The 18,440-nt window shown below is 37.4% G+C and carries 14 protein-coding genes; 7 read left to right on the forward strand and 7 right to left on the reverse strand.

Annotated elements, in window-relative coordinates; all coding sequences use genetic code 11:
• The first annotated feature begins 119 nt into the window (after window positions 1-119).
• From BN1225_RS05315 to BN1225_RS05325, 3 genes are read left to right on the forward strand one after another with little or no spacing between them, the layout of a single operon-like run.
• Entirely contained in the window at window positions 120-1,052 is a 933-nt protein-coding gene (locus tag BN1225_RS05315) for an AAA family ATPase (protein WP_041138760.1), read from the forward strand.
• A complete protein-coding gene (locus tag BN1225_RS05320) occupies window positions 1,049-2,068 on the forward strand; it encodes a DUF58 domain-containing protein (protein WP_041138761.1) in 1,020 nt (339 codons plus the stop codon). The genes BN1225_RS05315 and BN1225_RS05320 overlap by 4 nt, the downstream gene beginning before the upstream one ends.
• Complete coding sequence (locus BN1225_RS05325; protein WP_041138762.1) at window positions 2,052-4,106, forward strand: transglutaminase-like domain-containing protein; 2,055 nt, start codon at window positions 2,052-2,054, stop codon at window positions 4,104-4,106. Before BN1225_RS05320 ends, BN1225_RS05325 begins: the two co-directional genes overlap by 17 nt.
• Here the strand turns inward: BN1225_RS05325 and BN1225_RS05330 are convergent.
• On the reverse strand, window positions 4,103-5,785 hold the full coding sequence (locus BN1225_RS05330; protein WP_041138763.1) for a M14 family metallopeptidase: 1,683 nt from the start codon (window positions 5,783-5,785) through the stop codon (window positions 4,103-4,105). The genes BN1225_RS05325 and BN1225_RS05330 overlap by 4 nt on opposite strands.
• A 128-nt stretch (window positions 5,786-5,913) precedes the next feature.
• On the opposite strand from BN1225_RS05330, the gene BN1225_RS05335 reads away from it, so the two are divergent.
• Together BN1225_RS05335 and BN1225_RS05340 are read left to right on the forward strand one after the other, a co-directional pair.
• Window positions 5,914-6,237 (forward strand): hypothetical protein, encoded by a 324-nt coding sequence (locus BN1225_RS05335; RefSeq protein ID WP_041138764.1) that lies wholly within the window; start codon window positions 5,914-5,916, stop codon window positions 6,235-6,237.
• A gap of 248 nt (window positions 6,238-6,485) precedes the next feature.
• A complete protein-coding gene (locus BN1225_RS05340) occupies window positions 6,486-7,205 on the forward strand; it encodes a LytR/AlgR family response regulator transcription factor (RefSeq protein WP_041138765.1) in 720 nt (239 codons plus the stop codon).
• Between the two features lie 56 nt (window positions 7,206-7,261).
• Here BN1225_RS05340 and BN1225_RS05345 read toward each other — a convergent pair whose 3' ends face one another.
• Window positions 7,262-9,145: a sensor histidine kinase gene (locus tag BN1225_RS05345; RefSeq protein WP_147585180.1), complete on the reverse strand. Its 1,884-nt coding sequence runs from the start codon at window positions 9,143-9,145 to the stop codon at window positions 7,262-7,264.
• A 263-nt stretch (window positions 9,146-9,408) separates the two neighbouring features.
• Here BN1225_RS05345 and BN1225_RS05350 point away from each other — a divergent pair, with 263 nt between their 5' ends.
• A complete protein-coding gene (locus BN1225_RS05350) occupies window positions 9,409-11,271 on the forward strand; it encodes an InlB B-repeat-containing protein (protein WP_147585181.1) in 1,863 nt (620 codons plus the stop codon).
• A 228-nt stretch (window positions 11,272-11,499) separates the two neighbouring features.
• On the forward strand, window positions 11,500-12,945 hold the full coding sequence (locus BN1225_RS05355) for a metallophosphoesterase family protein (protein WP_041138768.1): 1,446 nt from the start codon (window positions 11,500-11,502) through the stop codon (window positions 12,943-12,945).
• Between the two features lie 18 nt (window positions 12,946-12,963).
• Here the strand turns inward: BN1225_RS05355 and BN1225_RS05360 are convergent, their stop codons facing one another.
• From BN1225_RS05360 to BN1225_RS05380, 5 genes are read right to left on the reverse strand one after another with little or no spacing between them, the layout of a single operon-like run.
• A complete protein-coding gene (locus tag BN1225_RS05360; protein WP_041138769.1) occupies window positions 12,964-13,707 on the reverse strand; it encodes a hypothetical protein in 744 nt (247 codons plus the stop codon).
• A 1-nt stretch (window position 13,708) separates the two neighbouring features.
• Window positions 13,709-16,066, reverse strand: coding sequence for a homocysteine S-methyltransferase family protein (locus BN1225_RS05365; protein ID WP_041138770.1), 2,358 nt, complete (start codon window positions 16,064-16,066; stop codon window positions 13,709-13,711).
• Window positions 16,048-16,680 carry a vitamin B12 dependent-methionine synthase activation domain-containing protein gene (locus BN1225_RS05370; RefSeq protein WP_041138771.1) on the reverse strand — a complete coding sequence of 211 codons (633 nt, stop codon included), beginning with the start codon at window positions 16,678-16,680 and terminating at the stop codon, window positions 16,048-16,050. Before BN1225_RS05370 ends, BN1225_RS05365 begins: the two co-directional genes overlap by 19 nt.
• A complete protein-coding gene (gene metF, locus BN1225_RS05375) occupies window positions 16,677-17,567 on the reverse strand; it encodes a methylenetetrahydrofolate reductase [NAD(P)H] (protein WP_041138772.1) in 891 nt (296 codons plus the stop codon). The genes BN1225_RS05370 and metF overlap by 4 nt, the downstream gene beginning before the upstream one ends.
• Window positions 17,568-17,579: 12 nt before the next feature.
• On the reverse strand, window positions 17,580-18,344 hold the full coding sequence (locus tag BN1225_RS05380) for an HAD family hydrolase (RefSeq protein ID WP_041138773.1): 765 nt from the start codon (window positions 18,342-18,344) through the stop codon (window positions 17,580-17,582).
• Window positions 18,345-18,440: the final 96 nt, after the last annotated feature.

Consider the following 18,440-nt stretch of genomic DNA (forward strand, 5'->3'; position numbering starts at 1 on the left):
CAAAACAAATACACATCAAACAACTGTATCTAAAATCTCAACGAGCGTCTCATCAGCGCTCGTTTTTCCTATTAAAAAGGGACGGTTTTCCTGTATAATAGGGATAGGGAGGGAAAATTATGCAAAATGCAGCAAAAATATTTAACGAAGTTAAAAAAGCCGTCATCGGAAAAGATGAGATCATTCGTAAGATTCTGATTGTCATGTTGGCGAATGGTCATGTTTTATTAGAAGATATTCCCGGTGTCGGAAAAACCAATTTAGCCCTAGCTTTTTCTAAAGCAATGGGATTAGATACCAAACGTATACAATTTACCCCAGATGTCATGCCAAGTGATGTCATCGGTTATTCTTTTTATAATCAGCAGACAGGAACCTTAGAATATAAAGAAGGAGCCGCAATGTGCAATCTTTTATTAGCTGATGAAATTAACCGTACTTCCAGCAAAACTCAGTCTGCTTTATTAGAAGTCATGGAAGAAGGAAGAATGAGCGTGGATGGAATTACGCATTCCACTCCCCAGCCATTTATGGTCATCGCCACGCAAAATCCATTTGGTTCAGCCGGAACACAGTTGCTTCCGCAGTCACAGATGGACCGTTTCATGGCATGTCTTTCGATCGGTTATCCAAGCAAAGAAGCAGAAGTCGAAATACTAAAGCGAAAAGAGAGACACAATCCGCTGGATGATATCGAAACAGTCAGTTCACCTAGTGACATCTTAGCGATGCAAAAAGAAATCAACCATATTTATTTAGACGAAAGTATTTATCATTATATTGTAGAGTTGATTAATGCGACTCGCTTGCACCCAATGATTCTTCAAGGCGGAAGTCCACGCAGCACCTTAGCTTTGATGCAATCTGCCAAAGCTATTGCCTATACCCATGAACGTGATTACGTTATTCCCGAAGATGTTGATGCCATGTTCCTAGATATTTTAAGTCATCGTATTCTTTTAAATAACGAAGCACGGCTGGATAAATCTGATCCAAAAAAGATATTAACCCAGATTTTAAAAGACACTCCACGCCCTAGGATTATCCGATGAAGGGTCGTTTTGCCTATTTCTTATTTATTCTAGGAGCCGGACTGTTTTATTTGTTTTATAATGGCTATCTTTCATTTTTAATCTTGATCTTTATTCTAACCGTTCCGCTCATCAGCTTCTTATTAAGTATGATCGGCTATTTTCAGACAAACTTAGAAGTATCGATCGATCATTCTGTCATTTCTTTAAATGAAGAAGCTAAAGTCACTATCAAACGCAGTCAAACGAAGTTATTTCCCGTTGGAAAAATTTCTTTTTCATTCCTATATGATCAGTCCTTGAGCATGATTCACCAAAGCCAAGACTACGCATTTGAAGACGAAGAAGTGCATATCATCTTAACCGGTCAGCATTGTGGCAACATTGAAATTCAGATTTATCATGTTTATTTCAGTGACTATTTTAACCTGATCTCTCTTAAAAAAAGAGGAAAGCAGACCCTGTCTTTGATGGTCCTTCCCCCACTTTTAAATATTGAGACCACAATCGAACAGCTAAATTGCCAAACCCATCAAAATGTTTACTATGACCCGCATCATCCCGGAGACGATTACAGTGAGTTATTTGATATTCGTGCTTATCAAGAAGGAGATGCCTTAAACAGAATTCATTGGAAACTCTCTATGAAAAGTCAGCATTTAATGGTCAAGGAAGGGAGTTTGCCTTTAGACGACCAAATCCTGCTTTCTTTTTGTCTAACACATCATGCGGATAAAAATGACCGCATTCTTTCTTTGTTTCATTCACTGGCAACCTACTTATGTCTTCAGGAAATCCCTTTTGACATCATGTATAAAGTAATGCGGCACCATGAGGTAATCATCGAATCCTTCAGTCAGAACGAACAATACGAAACTTATTTTCAGGAAATGCTGACTTTCCCACTAGAAAAAGAATACATATTCCAAGATTTTCCTGAACTGCCCCATTACAGCGAACACTATCATGTCAATGAATGGGGAATCAGTGAAAATGATATTTTGATTGGAGGTGAACCCAATGAGCATCGCTCTTGATTTATTGTTAATCCTCTCTTTTGTCATCTCTACTTTATTAAATATGCTTTCTCCGCTCAAGTTTACGTTTGATCTGTCGATGACATTCATCATCAGCGGTATCCTTGCTATCCTCTTTTATTTTCTTCTTTACTATAAGCAAAAGAAAACACTTAAAATTGTTTTGATTCTGTACATCTTACTCATGATTATAAGTTTTTCCGTATTAAAAGCGGGGTTTAGTGTAACGATTAATACTATCATTAAGGCTTATAATGCCCATTCTCAGTTTGGCTTTTCAAGTCTGTCCATTCCCTTTGGGAATCAACCTGCTTTCGCCTGTAATTATTTTCTGATTGTATCCTTTATTCCCTTTATCTTTTTAAGTGTTGAAACCACACAAAAAGCAAAGCACTTTATTTTGCCGTTTTTGATTTCTCTTATTTATATCGGAATTCCTTTACTTTTTAATATCGAAGCCCCGCGGCATCTCTTATTTTTCTATCTTGCCAGCCTGATTTCTCTATGGATGAGTATGAAGGTTCGCAAACAGAATCAGATCGGTGCCAAACCATTTCCGCTTATTGTCTTTGCCTTAGTGATTTGTTTATTATTGGGCATTCAGACTTATTATCCGGAAAAAAACTATCAGCGAAATGAATGGGCCGAAAACATTCGTAAGAATCTAAGCAAAGAAGGCATCAATCTTATTTTGGATCTTTTCAGTAAGCGTGATGCCAATCGCTCTAACCTGCTTTCTGCGGGAAATCGCTATTACACCGGTAAAGTAGATTTAACGGTGCAATCCGATGAACCTGTCACTACACTATTAAAGGGAATTTCATTTATGAAATATCAAAACAATGAATGGAGTAATCCCGATGTGAACGTTGATTATCGCGAACATGAAAAGACCGCCGTTGCAACGATGGAAACCCTATTGACAGAAACTTATCCCGTATTTGATTACACCCATCATGCAATGGTCATTGAAAACACTTCTCCTTTGGATAATTTTATGTACCTGCCTTATTTTATTTCCAAACAAAGCGGGCTTAATAATTTAGCGCCACAGGCACAGGGCTTCTACTTTACCCCTGCTGCTTCCACTTATTTAATTCAATATATGGAAATCCCTTATGATATTTTAAATGATGACATTCCTCTTTTTGATCAGGAAAACCATTATATTCGCAGTCATTATTTACAGATTCCCGATCAAACACGTTCTGTTTTGCTTGAGTATTTAGGAGATCAGATTTATGTTTATGATTCTACTATTAATATTGTTGATAAAGTGGTAAATATCGTCAAAAACAGTGCTGACTATACACTGTCTCCCGGATTAACCCCGGAAGATCAAGATTTTATCGATTACTTTTTAAATGTCAATAAACGTGGGTATTGTGTGCATTTTGCCACTACCGCTACTATGATGCTGAGAGCTCTTAATATCCCTGCTCGTTATGTAGAAGGATATTCTTTAAACAGTCAGGATTTTACAGATGGAACAGCTCTCGTTCGTGATAATCAGGCACATGCTTGGGTAGAAGTCTATTTTCAGAACTTCGGTTGGATTCCGTTTGATGTCACACCGACAGCTACTTATGCTCCGATTGAAAATGAGGAAGAAGAGGTCACAGGACCTTTAGAAGAAAACACTCCTTCTTCCCAACAAAATCAAAATAACCAAAACCAAACCAATACCACAGATACAAATAATGAAACTGCGGATTCATCTTCTTCATCCCCCTTATACTTACTGTTGATTATTCCACTCATCTTGTTTAGCTTTGGCATCTATCGCTGGTGGCTTTACCAATATTGTCACAGTGCAGACACCAAACAAAATATTCTGCGCTATTACAAACGGCTGCTTCGATTAACACCAAAGATCGATGATGATATATATCAATTAGTATTAAAAGTACGCTTTTCTCAGCATCCCATCACTACACAAGAGTTGCAAAAGATGGAAACGTATTATGCTAGTAAAGTTTCTGAAATAAAAAAAGAATCCTCCCTCATCAAAAAGGGATGGATCACTCTTCTTTATTAATCGTTTAAAACAACGGTGGTTTCAATTGTTCCGCCTTTATGACAAGACGCTTTTAGTTGAAGCGTATCGCCACTTTTTCCTTTAACGAAGAATGTGGCTTTTTTCATGATCGGTTCATAATCAAATGTATTGATTGAATGATCAAAGAAATAATCTGTAGCCACGCCTGAGAACCCTTCCAAATTACCCAAATCGATTTCTGCAGGACTCATCGCTTTCGTGTCCCCTTGAATCAATTCTACAATAACCGGTGAAACGATCTTCATTTTCTTTGTTTCATCTGTTAAATAGGTTGGCAGATATCCTTTATTAGCGATATGTGCTTCAATTTTATAAATATCTTCTCCCACTTTTGTCGCACTTATATGATCAAAAGTTAACTGTGGCAAAGTAGCCGCCATTCTTAAACAGAAACGCGTTGTTTTTTCCACTTCCTGTGTTAAGAAAGCTACCGGTGGATTCTGCAAGCTAAACTTCATATCCAATCCCCCGACTTCGACCTCGCCAAATTGAGGGTGCGAACAAGTTTGCCAAGGCTTAAACGCTTCAGGGGCATTTTCCTGACACCAGTCAATCAGTTTTTGATATTCTTCTGCCATTTCTTTATCTGTTTTCGGTAAACTTGGCCATGTCTGTTTAATGCCTGCACGACTGACCATATTCCAAAGTTCTGTCGTATAAGCAGGAATTCCGTTTTGCTGATAGCACCAATCATCAAATGCCCCAGAAGAATAACTGGCTTGATCTTCGGTGAATGAATCAAAGATTGCCACTACCGGATATCCCATTTCCTCTGTTCCCATTTTGCCAATTTCTTTTAGTATTTTTTGGTCTAGTTTAGAAGATGTCTTTTCAGGACGGGTTCCCGGCGGACATAAAATCATTCCGCCAAATGTATGGTGTGTAGCGACTCCGCCAATATTTTTATGAGCTAAAACAAAATCCACTACCGCTTTATTTTCCATGTTGCTTAATGGATAAGGTCCGGCACCGGGCTGTCTTACTTCACTAAACCAACCAAAAGGATAATTACGGTTAAAATCCAGTCCCCATAATGGATTGGCATTTTTAAAATGATCTCCATCATAGCCTTTTACTTGACCTTCCGGATAAACGTTGTAGAAAGTCCCATCGTATTCATCGGGCTGACGTTTCAGCATCACATTGGGATTATCCGGATGAACTTTCCATGCACCATAAGGTGTTTTGATGCGCATCATACGTAAGACACCATCATGATCAATGTCATCATCATATAACCCATTTTCCTGAGTTTTTGTCAAATAAGGACGATCTACTGAACGCAATTTTGTTTCACTTGTCAGATAGGCCTCTGCTCCATCCGGTGAAATACGTGGAATTACATAGAAGGTAAAGCGATCGATCAACGCTGTCACTTTCTTATCCTCTTTATAGTTCGTCACTAAATAATCAATCGTATGCATCGCTGCCATAGATCCTGTGACTTCTCCGGCATGGGTATTCCCATCAATATAGTAGGCTGGCTTTTTATCACTGTCACCATTAGAAATTGTCACTGCATAGACATGACGATCTTTAGGTGTCGTACCGATCACTTCTACATGCATAATATCAGGATATTTCTTTTCCAGTTCCATTAAATGGTCAGATAATTCCTGATACAAGAAATAATGATCATAATTAAACGTTGTTTTCATTTATTCTCCCCCTTTTTCATATAATTATAGCGGTTATTTATGATATTCACAATCTTTTAGTAAAAAATATTAGAATATGATATAATATAAGTAGCAGATAGGTTCTATTTTCAAAAGGAGGGATGTTTATGAATCGACTGATCATGTTTTTAATTGTTGGCGGCATCCTTTTAACCGCTGTCTTTGCTTTACGTTATTTAAGAGTGGTGCCAAATTATCAAAAGGAATATTTGTTGGAGTTCTCACCAACGATTAAAATGAGTCTTCCTCAAATCGAAGCCATTCAAGGAATCTATTCGGTACGATTGCTGAATGATCATCAATTTAGAGTTCATTTTGATTCTCCGGTTGAAACGCTTAAAAAACAGCTCTTAGATAAATTATCTTTAACAGATCAGGATGTCACGATCAAGCAGCTGCATAGTTGGCTGAAAACAAATGCTTGGAAATAGAACCCTTCTTTTAATTCCCTAAGAGATCATGCCTGAATTAATGGGCATGGTCTTTTATTGTTTTTAGAAATCTAATTATCTATATGGAGTATGGATAGAGACTGATTGAGACAAGTCTGAAACTAAGATGGTTACACTTTTACATTTCTCATCGTTAGGGTATCAATCAAAATAAATTGTTTAAAAGATTGAGAAATGATATACTTTCATCTATAAACAGATGTCATAGGAGAAGAGGTGAAAGATGAATGTACCGTATTGCAATCTGTGATGATGACCCAATATTTTCACACCAGCTAAATCAGAACATAATAGAAATCATGAAGAAACATGGTCTTGTAAAGGGAATTGATTACGATAGTGATCAATTCAGCAACACTCTTGGGATACAGCAAATACTCCAGCAAGATACGAATTATTATCAGCTCCTACTTTTGGATATTGAATTACCCAATGAAAATGGAATGAACATTGCCAAAGCATTACGCAAACAGCATATCACTTGCAGTATCATCTTTATCACATCATATCGCGATTATATCTATGACTGCTTTGATGCCCAACCTCTCTGGTATATGCTTAAACCGATTAATCTTGAGAAATTCGAAGAAATTCTTCTATCCGATTATCAACGAAATTATGCCAATACACGCCTTATCATTAAGATTAAGGGCAAACATATAGCGATTCCTTTTCATGATATTTACGCATTAGAATCGACTCAACATCGCACAAAGATATGGCTCAGTAAAGGAGAATATAATTGGAATGGGGCATTATCTGCTTTAAAGCCACAGTTACCCGCTTTAAACTTCTGTCAGTCACATAACAGCTATATCATAAATTTAAGCCATGTCAGAGAAATATTACATACAGATGTTCTCATGGATGATGACAGGTTATTCCCCATCAGTCGTCGCTATCATGATCAAATCCTTGACAAATATTTTGCTTTTTTAAAAATATAATTCCAATACAAAAACGCTGTTTTTCTACCAATGGAAAAGGACAGCGTTTTTTTCTTCTATTTTTCTTTCATCAATAAAGCAGTTCGCACAATAACCTTCCCGTTCTCCTGTTTAACTTGCAGTTTACTATTATATTTCTTTGCAACCTCCGACATAGCTTTCATACCATAGCCATGCCCTTCCCCTTTTCCACTTGCAGGCAGTCCAGTTTTTTCATCTGACAAAATAATGCGATCGCAGGAATTAATCGTTTCTATAAACAAATAGCGTCCACGTACGTGCATCGTCAATTCAATTCTAGGATTCTCTTCTTTGGCAAGAGAGGATACTGCTTCGATGGCATTGTCCAACATATTCATCAGCAATGTGCACAGATCATTGTCTGCTACTGTGATATCATCAGGAACTTCTACGTGCAAATCCATTTGGATACCCACTTTATTCGCCTTGGCAAGTGAACGCGATATAAGGGCATTCACGACGGAATGACTGCATATTTTCACTGGCAAGATACGTTCTGTTTCCTTTGTCAATTTTTCTAAATAGTTTTCAATCCGTTCTCCCTCCCCCTTACGGCTTAAATCTAACAACGTATAAAGATGACGGAGCATATCGTGACGAAGAGTTGCTATTTCTGTACTGCTTTCTTGTATGTTCACGATATTTTCACTAATCAGTTCATTTTTTATAGATAAGATAGATAATTCACTCTTTATGTCGGCAGCATTTTTTACAGTCAAAGCAAAACTGACAATACCGCCTAGAATCAACAACAAGCTTCCATAACGCTGTAAGGCTTCATACATCATTAAGATAGGGGCACGCAGTACCATGACAAATTCAGCCTCTCCTTTTCCGGTTAATACAAACCCCATGGCTGTCAACAAAATGCAGGCAATCCCTGTAAAGAAAAGCGGTGTGAATAAATGATAGGTCTTATTTCCGTCTTTCCATTCCAAAACAGCAAACACCCCAAGTGCTAACAAAGAAACATACAGCAAGGCATCATAGGGATAATAGGAAAGGAAGGTAAACATTGGAAATCTGGCAATCAGATGGAATAGGATAGATAATCCCAATGGAATAAATATGAAAGGGGCATACCACTTTCTCCAGCGCTTCATTTGCGTAAACATATACAAAAGCGGCATTCCCAATGACAGAGGAATTAAAAGTTCCACAGGTATAAAATTTAATGAAAAATGACTGTTAAAATAAAACTCGAAATTCAGCAGAACACGCAGCGACTGGAAAAACGCCGCGGTTGTAAGCAGCAAGATAGAATAGGATTTCTGACCATGATACCCGTTATAAAAGAACAGTCCTAAAAGCATTATGGCAATCATCATATACGCAATGGCAGGCATAGCAATTCTATTCGCTGTACTTACTGTCTGCTGGGTTTGTATATCTTCACTTGACATTCGCACCATCGGCATACTCTTATATTCTGTCTCTGTGTTAAATGCAAGCGCGATGGTCAGTGTCTTTGAGCCATAATTCGGTGGCAGTGACAGCCGCACATATTCTCCCATCCCTTGTAAACCTCTATATTCCTTAGGGAAATCGACAAAACCGATGCGGTTATCAAGACTAGGATCAACAGTATAGAGAAGCTCCTCATCCAGAAAGATACTCTGCTGCCAAGTCACTCCATCAAGTTCCAATATAGTAAAGCCATCACGTTCCATTTGTTCATCCAATGTACGTGACAAATAAAATGTTTCACCGGCACTATCAAACAATTCTTGGGTTGTCTTATCCTCTCTGACATTATTTTCTAAGGTGTAGATTTCCCATCCATTCGCCTCCTCAAACATAGGGGTTAAAAATAACTTTTCTGCATCTGTAACCATATAGGGATAAAGGAAACCTAATATTAATAATAGGATCACTGCATATAAAGCAAACCCTCCTAATTTCCAATTTGACTTTTTCATATTCAATAAAGACACCTCCTTTTATACAAGGATACCAATAACATAAGGAGGAAAGCAAGGACAATCCTTGCCACTTAGGAAGAAAATCCTGCCAAGTAGGAATACCTGCTTTTTTCTATAAATACTTCTTTGTTATGATTTACCTATATAAGCATATGAATTGATTGAAGTGAAATGAACACTGCATACTTTTATACCGATCAAACATAAGCTCATTATAAAAAGGAGGAAAAAATGTGAAGAAAAGATTAAGCAAACTACTGTTGTCCCTGATAATGGTCATGATGATGGCATTTACAATCATGCCGACAAGTGTATGTGCCGCCGAAAATACCGCGACTGACTGGTCACAAGTACAGGACCTTATCGATAACGCAGCTGAAAATGACGTTATTGATATAAGCGCATTACGTTTGACAACAGCAAATGTTACCCTTTCAATTACAAAAAATATTACAATTAAGTGTGAACCAACTGACCAATCGTTTTATCTGGTTTATATTAAAAACCTGTATTTTAACATTCAAAATAATGCCATATTAAAGCTAGAAAATATCGCTATTGAAAGCACTAATCTCAATCAATCTATGATAAGCGGTACGGGGAATGTAATTATTTCAAAATCAGTTTTGCAGCCAAGTACAGCGTATGGAACAACAACGGTATATAATCCCCCTGCAACCATTGATGTCACAGGTGACGTCAGTATCATGACTGACGCAGATTTATTTAGCTGTGTTGTTGCCGGAGCATCCATTATAGAAAGAAACAGCGGTGATAGTGGTAAAGCAGGAGCAGCAATCCGTGCTGCAAATGTTACAATCAATGGCGGCAATATTCAAGGCGGTGCCAGCTTTGAATCGAATTGTGACAGTGGTGATGCCATTATCGCAAGTGGCAATGTTACCATAAATAGCAAGGCAGAAGTACAAGCAGGCAGTATCGGTGAGAATGCAGGAAATACAACCGTAGGCTTGCCAATACGTTTCACAGAAAACCCAGATGTGCAAAGAGTACTATTCGTTCAAAATGCTTATGTGTTTGGAAGCAACAGCAATAGTAATGGCAATGCCGCTCCATACATTGTTAAAATGTCTGCGAAAGATATCGCAATTATTGATAATAGTAAAATTGGCTGGTATACCACTATACCTGTGTTTTCAGATGGCTTTTTCTATATCACTAATCCCGTAAGTACATGGGGAACATTAGATAATGCAACGGAAGTTTACAGGCTAACTGCAACAAATGCCACATTAACGGGTACTAAAGTGGTTGCAATTGGAGAGAATATTACACATTATGCTCAAAAAGATGCAACCATCACTATTCAGGCAGATACTCCTGTCACTGGAAAACAGTTTAAAGAATGGACAGTTGTTTCTGGCGATATTACACTTGCCAATACTAAAAATGCAACCACTACATTCTTAATGTCAGATGAAACTGTGGAAGTCACTGCTACATATGAGGATATTCCTCCCCATATACATACTCCCTTAGAGATGTGGTCTAAAGACGAACTCAATCATTGGCATGAATGTATTGCTAATGACGGTGAAAAACTGAATTTAGCCCCCCATATAGAAAGTAATTGGATTATTGATAAAGAAGCAACTTCAACAAAAAAAGGGAACAAACATAAAGAATGTACTGTCTGCGGACAAATTTTAGAGAGTGTTGAAATTCCAACACTGGAAACAACACCGGAATATTTATATATTGAAGGCGCAAATAGTCAATGGAGTGAAAATTCTAATAGTGGTTTAAAAGTAATAGTAAATGGAGATTTCAATAAATTTATCGGTGTATCGATAAATGAAAAATTAATCGCTCCGTCTAATTACATCGCTCAATCCGGAAGTACTGTAGTAACATTGAATCCGGATTATCTAAACACTTTAGAGGCTGGTACATATCATTTAGCGGTTATATATACAGATGGCAAAGCCGATACAACATTCACAATCCATGGTATGATAAAAACAGACACTTCAGATAAAACGGATACTGAAAATGCAGCACCCAACACCGGAGATACAATAAGTATTACATTACTGATGTCCTACTTGATTTTATCTAGCTTAGTCATAACTGCTGTATTAAAAAAGAAAAACAGTTACTAAAAATTAGATAAAAAATGCATATCAAAATACAAAATAATAATATATTCATTCTCTTTAAAACAAAAAGTTTCTTTTAATTCTCTAAGAGATCATGCCTAAAACAATGGACATGGTCTTTTATTGTTTCAAAGATAAAACTGATCTTATTTCCAGACTACACAAAACCAAATCAAGTAGTATTATTTTGTCTTAAAATTGTGTATAATAAAAGGCATGGAGGTGATAAGTATGACATTTGATTTTATTAATGCAATCATCCATTTGCTTTATGAAAATCCGGATGTCTTTATCACGACTTTATTTTCATCAGCCCAAAACCACTATGAAATGAAAAAGTGGATGGTTGAGCAAAACATTGACTTTCAATGGTTAAAAAGAATCAAAGAAGATGATCTGCCGCTTCTAACCGGACGTAAAGAAGTCATTCAGATCGAAGCATTACTAAGAATGGATATTCAAGGAGAATTAGATGCATTTATCGCAAAGAATCGCTTAGAGACGCATTACCTGCTTTTCCCAGGAAAAGATCAGCAAAATCCAATTAATCAATGTTTTATTGATAAAGATTATATGAAAAAATTACAGGATTTATATAGCGGCATGATTTTTTACCCGTTGGAGGCTTTCGATGAAGATCGTTATATGTTTTCTAACCCTGCTCATATTCTAATGCAGGCTCTATTTAATGCAGATCAATGGCCGGGCATTTTAAAAATTCATGAAGATGAAATCTGTTTTATCCCGGTTCATTCTAAAGATGAACTCGAAGCAATCATTCTCAATGGAGTGGCTACGCAGTTAAAACAAGATGAAACTTTCTTTATTCATTTAAGCGATTTACATCTGGGATCAAAAAAACATAATTCCGGTGCGGCGGCGTTGATACGTTCCTTAGATAATCTCTATCCCTCTTTACCAAAAGAGAATCAAACGAAAATTCTGATTACTGGGGATTTAATGAATAGTCCCAATCGTAAAAATATGTACTTAGCTTCCGGATTAATGAATGATCTAAAAAAACGTTATAAAGCCGATATTTCCTTTATTCTAGGAAATCATGATGTGATTGTTCACGGGCTGAATTTACTACGTGTGCAAAAAGCAAAGGTAGTCGCTTACTTGCTTGGCGAAAATATCAAAGTCTTGGAAAAAGAAAAAATTATCTTAATTAAGATCAATTCCGCTTATGAAGGAAATCTTGCCCGTGGTAAAGTAGGAGCACAACAACTTGAAGAAATTGACGAAGAATTATCGGCTATCACAGATTTAGCCAGTTATCAATTAATGGTCATGATTCATCATCATGTATTCCCGATTGATAAAGCAGATTTCCTAAAGAAAAAATGGAACGAGAAAAAAGTATTAAGTAAGATTATTGAAACATCAAAAGAATTGGTCGACTCCGATATTTTGATTGATTGGCTGGAAAAACGAAATGTTCAATATATCTTGCACGGACATAAACATATTCCGTATTTTAGAAAATATCATCAGTTCTATGTGGTATCCTGTGGTTCTTCATGTGGCTACTTAAAAGAAAGCCGAATGAAATATTTAAGCTATAATATATTAAAATATGATAATCAGACCCATCAAATGAAAGTTTGTCTGATTTGTTATGAAGCGGCAAATGGAAACGAAGGACGCCGTATTGAAGTTCATCTTTTTAAATAATAACACCATAGTGGTTGGCTATGGTGTTATTTTTTTATATTCAATTGTCTGTATATTTGGATTATACTCCACTGTATATTCTATCCTGTTGCCTTCTATATCATTAATATTCACACGAGCAGTCCATTGATTGTTTTGAGCTAAAGAAGAGAGTTGTGAAAAGATCGGTACAAGTGCCTGTTTAAATGCTTCTTCATCACCATACCCCTGTCCGCTTTGCATATTATAATTAATAATAAATGAGAAATAGATCTGATACTCTTTTAAAAGTGAAATATCAAAATGGGTGAATGGCAATCCTTTTCCTTTAAAAAAGAAGAACTCTTTTCCTGAAAGCATTTTTTTATTATATTGATTATTACCCTCTTTATCCCTGGGAACTTTAAAATCATAGAAAATATCTAAATTTTCACTTTCTTTAAATCCCGGAAAGACATCTTCAAAATAAGTTAAAACGATTTCTTCGGAACGGCTTTTAGCATGATTTAAGATGGTCCAGCGAAAATCTTCGCGATTATCAAAAGCCAGCAGATAGGTTTGACCATCATCAGCCAGATAAGATATCTCATATTGATCGTACTCTCCATGCAATGGAACGGGAGAACTATTATATTTTACACGTTCATTTTTAATGACTGCGTAGTCCTTAAATGCAAAGTCGAGATATGTTTTATATTTCTCTATATAATTTTCATCGTAATTGATCTGACAACCGCATAAAAATAATCCCGCAAGTAGAAGAAGTAAAAATTTTCTTTTCATATCAGCCAATCACCTTTTGTGCGATCTCCACACTTTGCAAGGCATCTTTTGCGTAATAATCAGCATGAATCTGTTGTGCATATTCCGGTGTCAGCACCGCTCCTCCTACCATGATCGGACAGACATGTTCAATCTGTTTTAATAACGCAATCGTCTTTTCCATCGATACCACCGTTGTTGTCATAAGGGCGCTTAATCCAATAAGCTTAGGCTGATATTGATGATAGGCTTCCACTACTTTTTCCACCTTTACATCACGTCCTAAATCAATCACTAAAAAACCATAACTTTCTAAAACAACTTTCACAATATTCTTTCCAATATCATGGATATCTCCTTCAACCGTAGCTAAGACAATAGGACCTTTCAGTGTCTCTGTATCCTTTTTAAAGGTCTCTTTTAAAATCTCAAAAGCCATTTTGGTTGTTTCAGCCGATTGAATAAGCTGTGGTAAAAAGACGGTTCCTTTTTCAAAGCCATTCCCTACTTCTTCGAGTGCGGGGATGAGGATCGTGTTGATAATCTCCATCGCGTTTTTTTCTTCCAACTGTTTACGTGTTGCTAAGACCACTTCGTCCTTGATTCCTCGCATCACAATTTCTTTTAAAGTAAAGACAGTGTTTGAAGATACCGGCGGCTTTTTAGTCTGTTCTACATGTCGTTCAATATAACAAGCCGCATCAACATCGTTATGATGCAAGACATTGAACGCATCGATGACTGCCATCATTTCCTGATCCATTGGATTCATGATAGGAAGATCCAACCCAGCTGTCATCGCCATGGTCAGATAAGTACGATTAAGCAACGGACGATCGGGAAGTCCAAACGATACATTGCTGACCCCTAGAACTGTGTGCACGCCAAGTGTTTTGACCATTTGAACAGCTTTGATCGTCTCCATGACCTCCGATTGTTTGGCAGAAGCCGTCAATACCAGACAGTCGATTACAATGCTGTCTTCATAAATGCCATAATCTTTAGCTTTGGCGATGATCTTTTTCGCAATTTCAAAACGATCTTCCGCACGGTCAGGAATTCCCCGATCATCTAATGTTAAGCCGATGATGATGCCGCCATATTTTTTAACGATCGGGAAAATGCTTTCCATTGATTCCATTTTACCATTAACCGAATTGACTAAAGGGCGCCCGTTATAATAACGACAGCCAGTTTCCAATGCTTCAATATTCGAACTATCAATCTGTAAAGGTAAGGTCACCACTTCCTGTACCATCTTAATTACATTTTTCATTGCCAAAGGTTCATCAATTCCCGGAACTCCGACATTGACATCTAAGACATGAGCGCCGGCACGTTCCTGATTGATCGCTTCTAAAACAACACGATCATACTGTTGATCCAATAATGCTTGTTTCAATTTTTTCTTTCCGGTGGGGTTCAAACGTTCCCCGCATACCGTAATCGTTTTTCCTAATTCTATTGTATCCGTTCCACTGGAAACCAAGGTTTTATTAGATATCTTGCGCAGAGCAGTCTGTCTTGGCAATGTTTGTTTAAGCAATTCAATAAATGCCGGGGTAGTTCCACAACAGCCGCCGATAATGCTGACCCCCTTTTTAGCGTAAGCCAAAACAGAAGCACAGTAATGCTCACGCGTAATATCAAAATGCGTATGCCCATCTACTAAGCAAGGCAACCCCGCATTAGGCTGAATCATGACCGGTAAATGAGAAACAGACAGAATTTCTTCGATAATCGGTTTTAATTCATCCGGCCCCAGTGAACAGTTAACCCCTATGGCATCGACCCCTAATCCACTGCAGACATTAACCATTGTTGTAGGTGTGCTTCCCGAAAGTGTACGTCCATTCGCCTCAAATGTCATTGTTACAAAAATCGGCAGATCACAATTTTCCTTCGCCGCCAAGATTCCCGCCTTGACTTCATAAAGATCACTCATGGTTTCAAACAAGATGAGATCCACCTCATCTTTTGCCAACAAGACCTGTTCCTTAACAATATCGTAAGCTTCGTCAAAAGTAAGTGTTCCCATAGGTTCCATAAGACTTCCGATGGGTCCGATATCTAAAGCAATATAGGCTTCTTTTCCTACTTTCTTTCTTGCCTCTTTCGCATTATGTACAGCGGATTCTATGATTTCTTTTAATGATGCCGGTGCTTCTTTCATCTTTAATCGGTTTGCGCCAAATGTATTCGTTGTGATGAAATCTGCTCCTGCCCGCAAATAGGCTTCATGAATATCTTGGAGCCATTTTGGATGTGTTATATTCAGCATTTCCGGGATTTCTCCGGCTTTTAACCCTTTTTCCTGCAGTTGGGTTCCCATTGCCCCATCAAAGATCAGCAAGTCTTTTCCTAATCGATCTTGTAGCATCTTGTATTCCTCCTTTGGAAATCACAGTTTTCTTTCAGCACGCAGTCTCTGCATGTTTTTTTATGACCGGAATCCCCAATACCGATAATGCCGATCATTGATTTTTGTGGAATCATCAAATCTCCATCACTCAATTCTATTCCGATCCTTTTATGAATTTCCAATACTTTAGCGATCTTTCGATTAATCGATAAAGGTGTCTGCTCATAACCGGGACAAAAGCGGTACGTTCTCTGACTTAAATTCAATGTTTGTTCAAAGGCATCACATTGTGATTCCACATAGGCACTGCCGATGGCATCCATTACGATCATTCTTGCCTGATCAAATTTTCCGTAATAGCGGATTCGACGTTCTAAGCCGGACCCTAAAGTACAGGCTATGAGGATACAATGAGAACAATTTTCTAATAAACGATTCAATGCCGGATAATCTAAATTTAGATCAATGGCAGGAATGGACAAAGGCTGATGTGCTAATGTAAATGTTTCATAAACCGCTTTAAATTCAGCGTACTTCTCTACTTCCTTCGTGCATTCCTCCATCATCGCTTCCATTTCCGGAGTAATGGTCTGCGTCATATAGCCTAAATACTTTAACGCTTGTTCATTCATGGATTCATCCCTTTTAGCACCTCTGGGATGGCTTCAAAAATACTCTTGGCAATTCTTGGTTTATTCATCGTATAAATATGAATCCCATCAACCCCATTGGTAATTAAGTCTAAGATCTGCATCGTCGCATACTGTACTCCGATTTCGCGCATTGCTTTTTGATTATCACGATAACGTTCGATCATCGTCGAAAGATCATAAGGAATATTACAACCGCATAGCTTCGCTGTATGAAGCAATCCTTTAGCGTTCGTTACCGGCATAATCCCAGCTAAAATCGGAACATCAATACCTCTTTTACGAATTTCCTTTACTAAACGATAATAATAGTGATTGTCAAAAAAGATTTGGGTAATCAAATATTTAGCACCTGCCTCTACTTTTCTGACTAAATTTTCCAAATCACATTCAAAGCTGTCTGCTTCCTGATGCACTTCCGGATAACATGCACCACTTAAACAAAACGTATCACCAAATTCTTCATAAATAAATTGATTCAGATCACTGGCATACATAAAATCCGGTTGTTCTGCTCGTTTAAAGTCCGGATCTGCGGGATAATCCCCTCTTAAAGAAAGTATATTTTCTATATGATTCTCTTTTAATTCCTTGCAGATCGTCTTTATTTCTTCCTTCGTCGATGTAATACAGCTTAAATGAGCCACTGCCTCGATTTGATATTCATTTTTTATTTTAGAAGCAATCTCAACCGTTTTCCCTTTAGAACTTCCTCCGGCTCCGTATGTTACTGAAATAAAATCCGGATTCAAATGGGCTAATTCATCAATGGTACGATAGATGGAATCAATATTGCCATCTTTATTTTTAGGTGGAAAAATCTCAAACGAGATCGTTGCTTTCTTTTTTAACAGTTCATCTATTTTCATACAAATTCCTTTCTAATCAATCCAGCCAAAATGCTGACAGGCATACTCAATCCCATTTTCTTTATTGGACTTCGTAATAAATGTTGCAATTTCTTTTAACTCATCGATGGCATTCCCCATAGCAATCGACATTGGTGCTTGCTTAAACATGGTGTAGTCATTATGTCCGTCACCAAATACAACGATATCTTCTTCATTACCGCCAATTAATTGAACAAGATCGACAATACCATGATATTTATCATCCGGTTCTACAATAATACCATCTGGACGATAACGCATGTACCCCAATGTTTTTAAATGCCTTAACTGTGATTCTTCCTCTTGCGTCATCGTGATATAAACTTTATAAATCTCTTTTAACTGATGAAAATCCATATCCGGCTTCACGATAATGTCACACCATCCGGCATCTTCTTTAGGCGCCGTTTTAGTATAATGGGCAGGAGTATCATCGATTACCACTTCGACATGGAAGCCATTCGCCATTGCTTCATCAATGATCAGCAAAGCCTTTTTGCGGTCTAACGGATGAATCCACTGCACTTTTCCATCAATAGTGATGCCATTCCCACCATCATGAACAAGATTAAGAATTCCTGTTTCCTCTGCGGCATCCATTGCCATCCAATGGGCACGCCCGGTTGCAATCGCAACAAAATGTCCATTTTCCTGAAGTTTTTTTAAAGCACGTCGGGTTGAAGGCAGAATAATTCCCCCCGGATTATCATTGGTTAATGTTCCATCAATATCAAAAAACATATATTTCTTTTTCATAATTTCTCCTTATTATTGAACCATATTTTTTTAATCTTCACAATATTTATAATTATACCAAAAATGTGTTATTTGTCATAGTTTTTTACTATATCA

It is taken from the genome of Beduini massiliensis (assembly GCF_000829905.1).
Taxonomy (GTDB): domain Bacteria; phylum Bacillota_I; class Bacilli_A; order Erysipelotrichales; family Coprobacillaceae; genus Beduini; species Beduini massiliensis.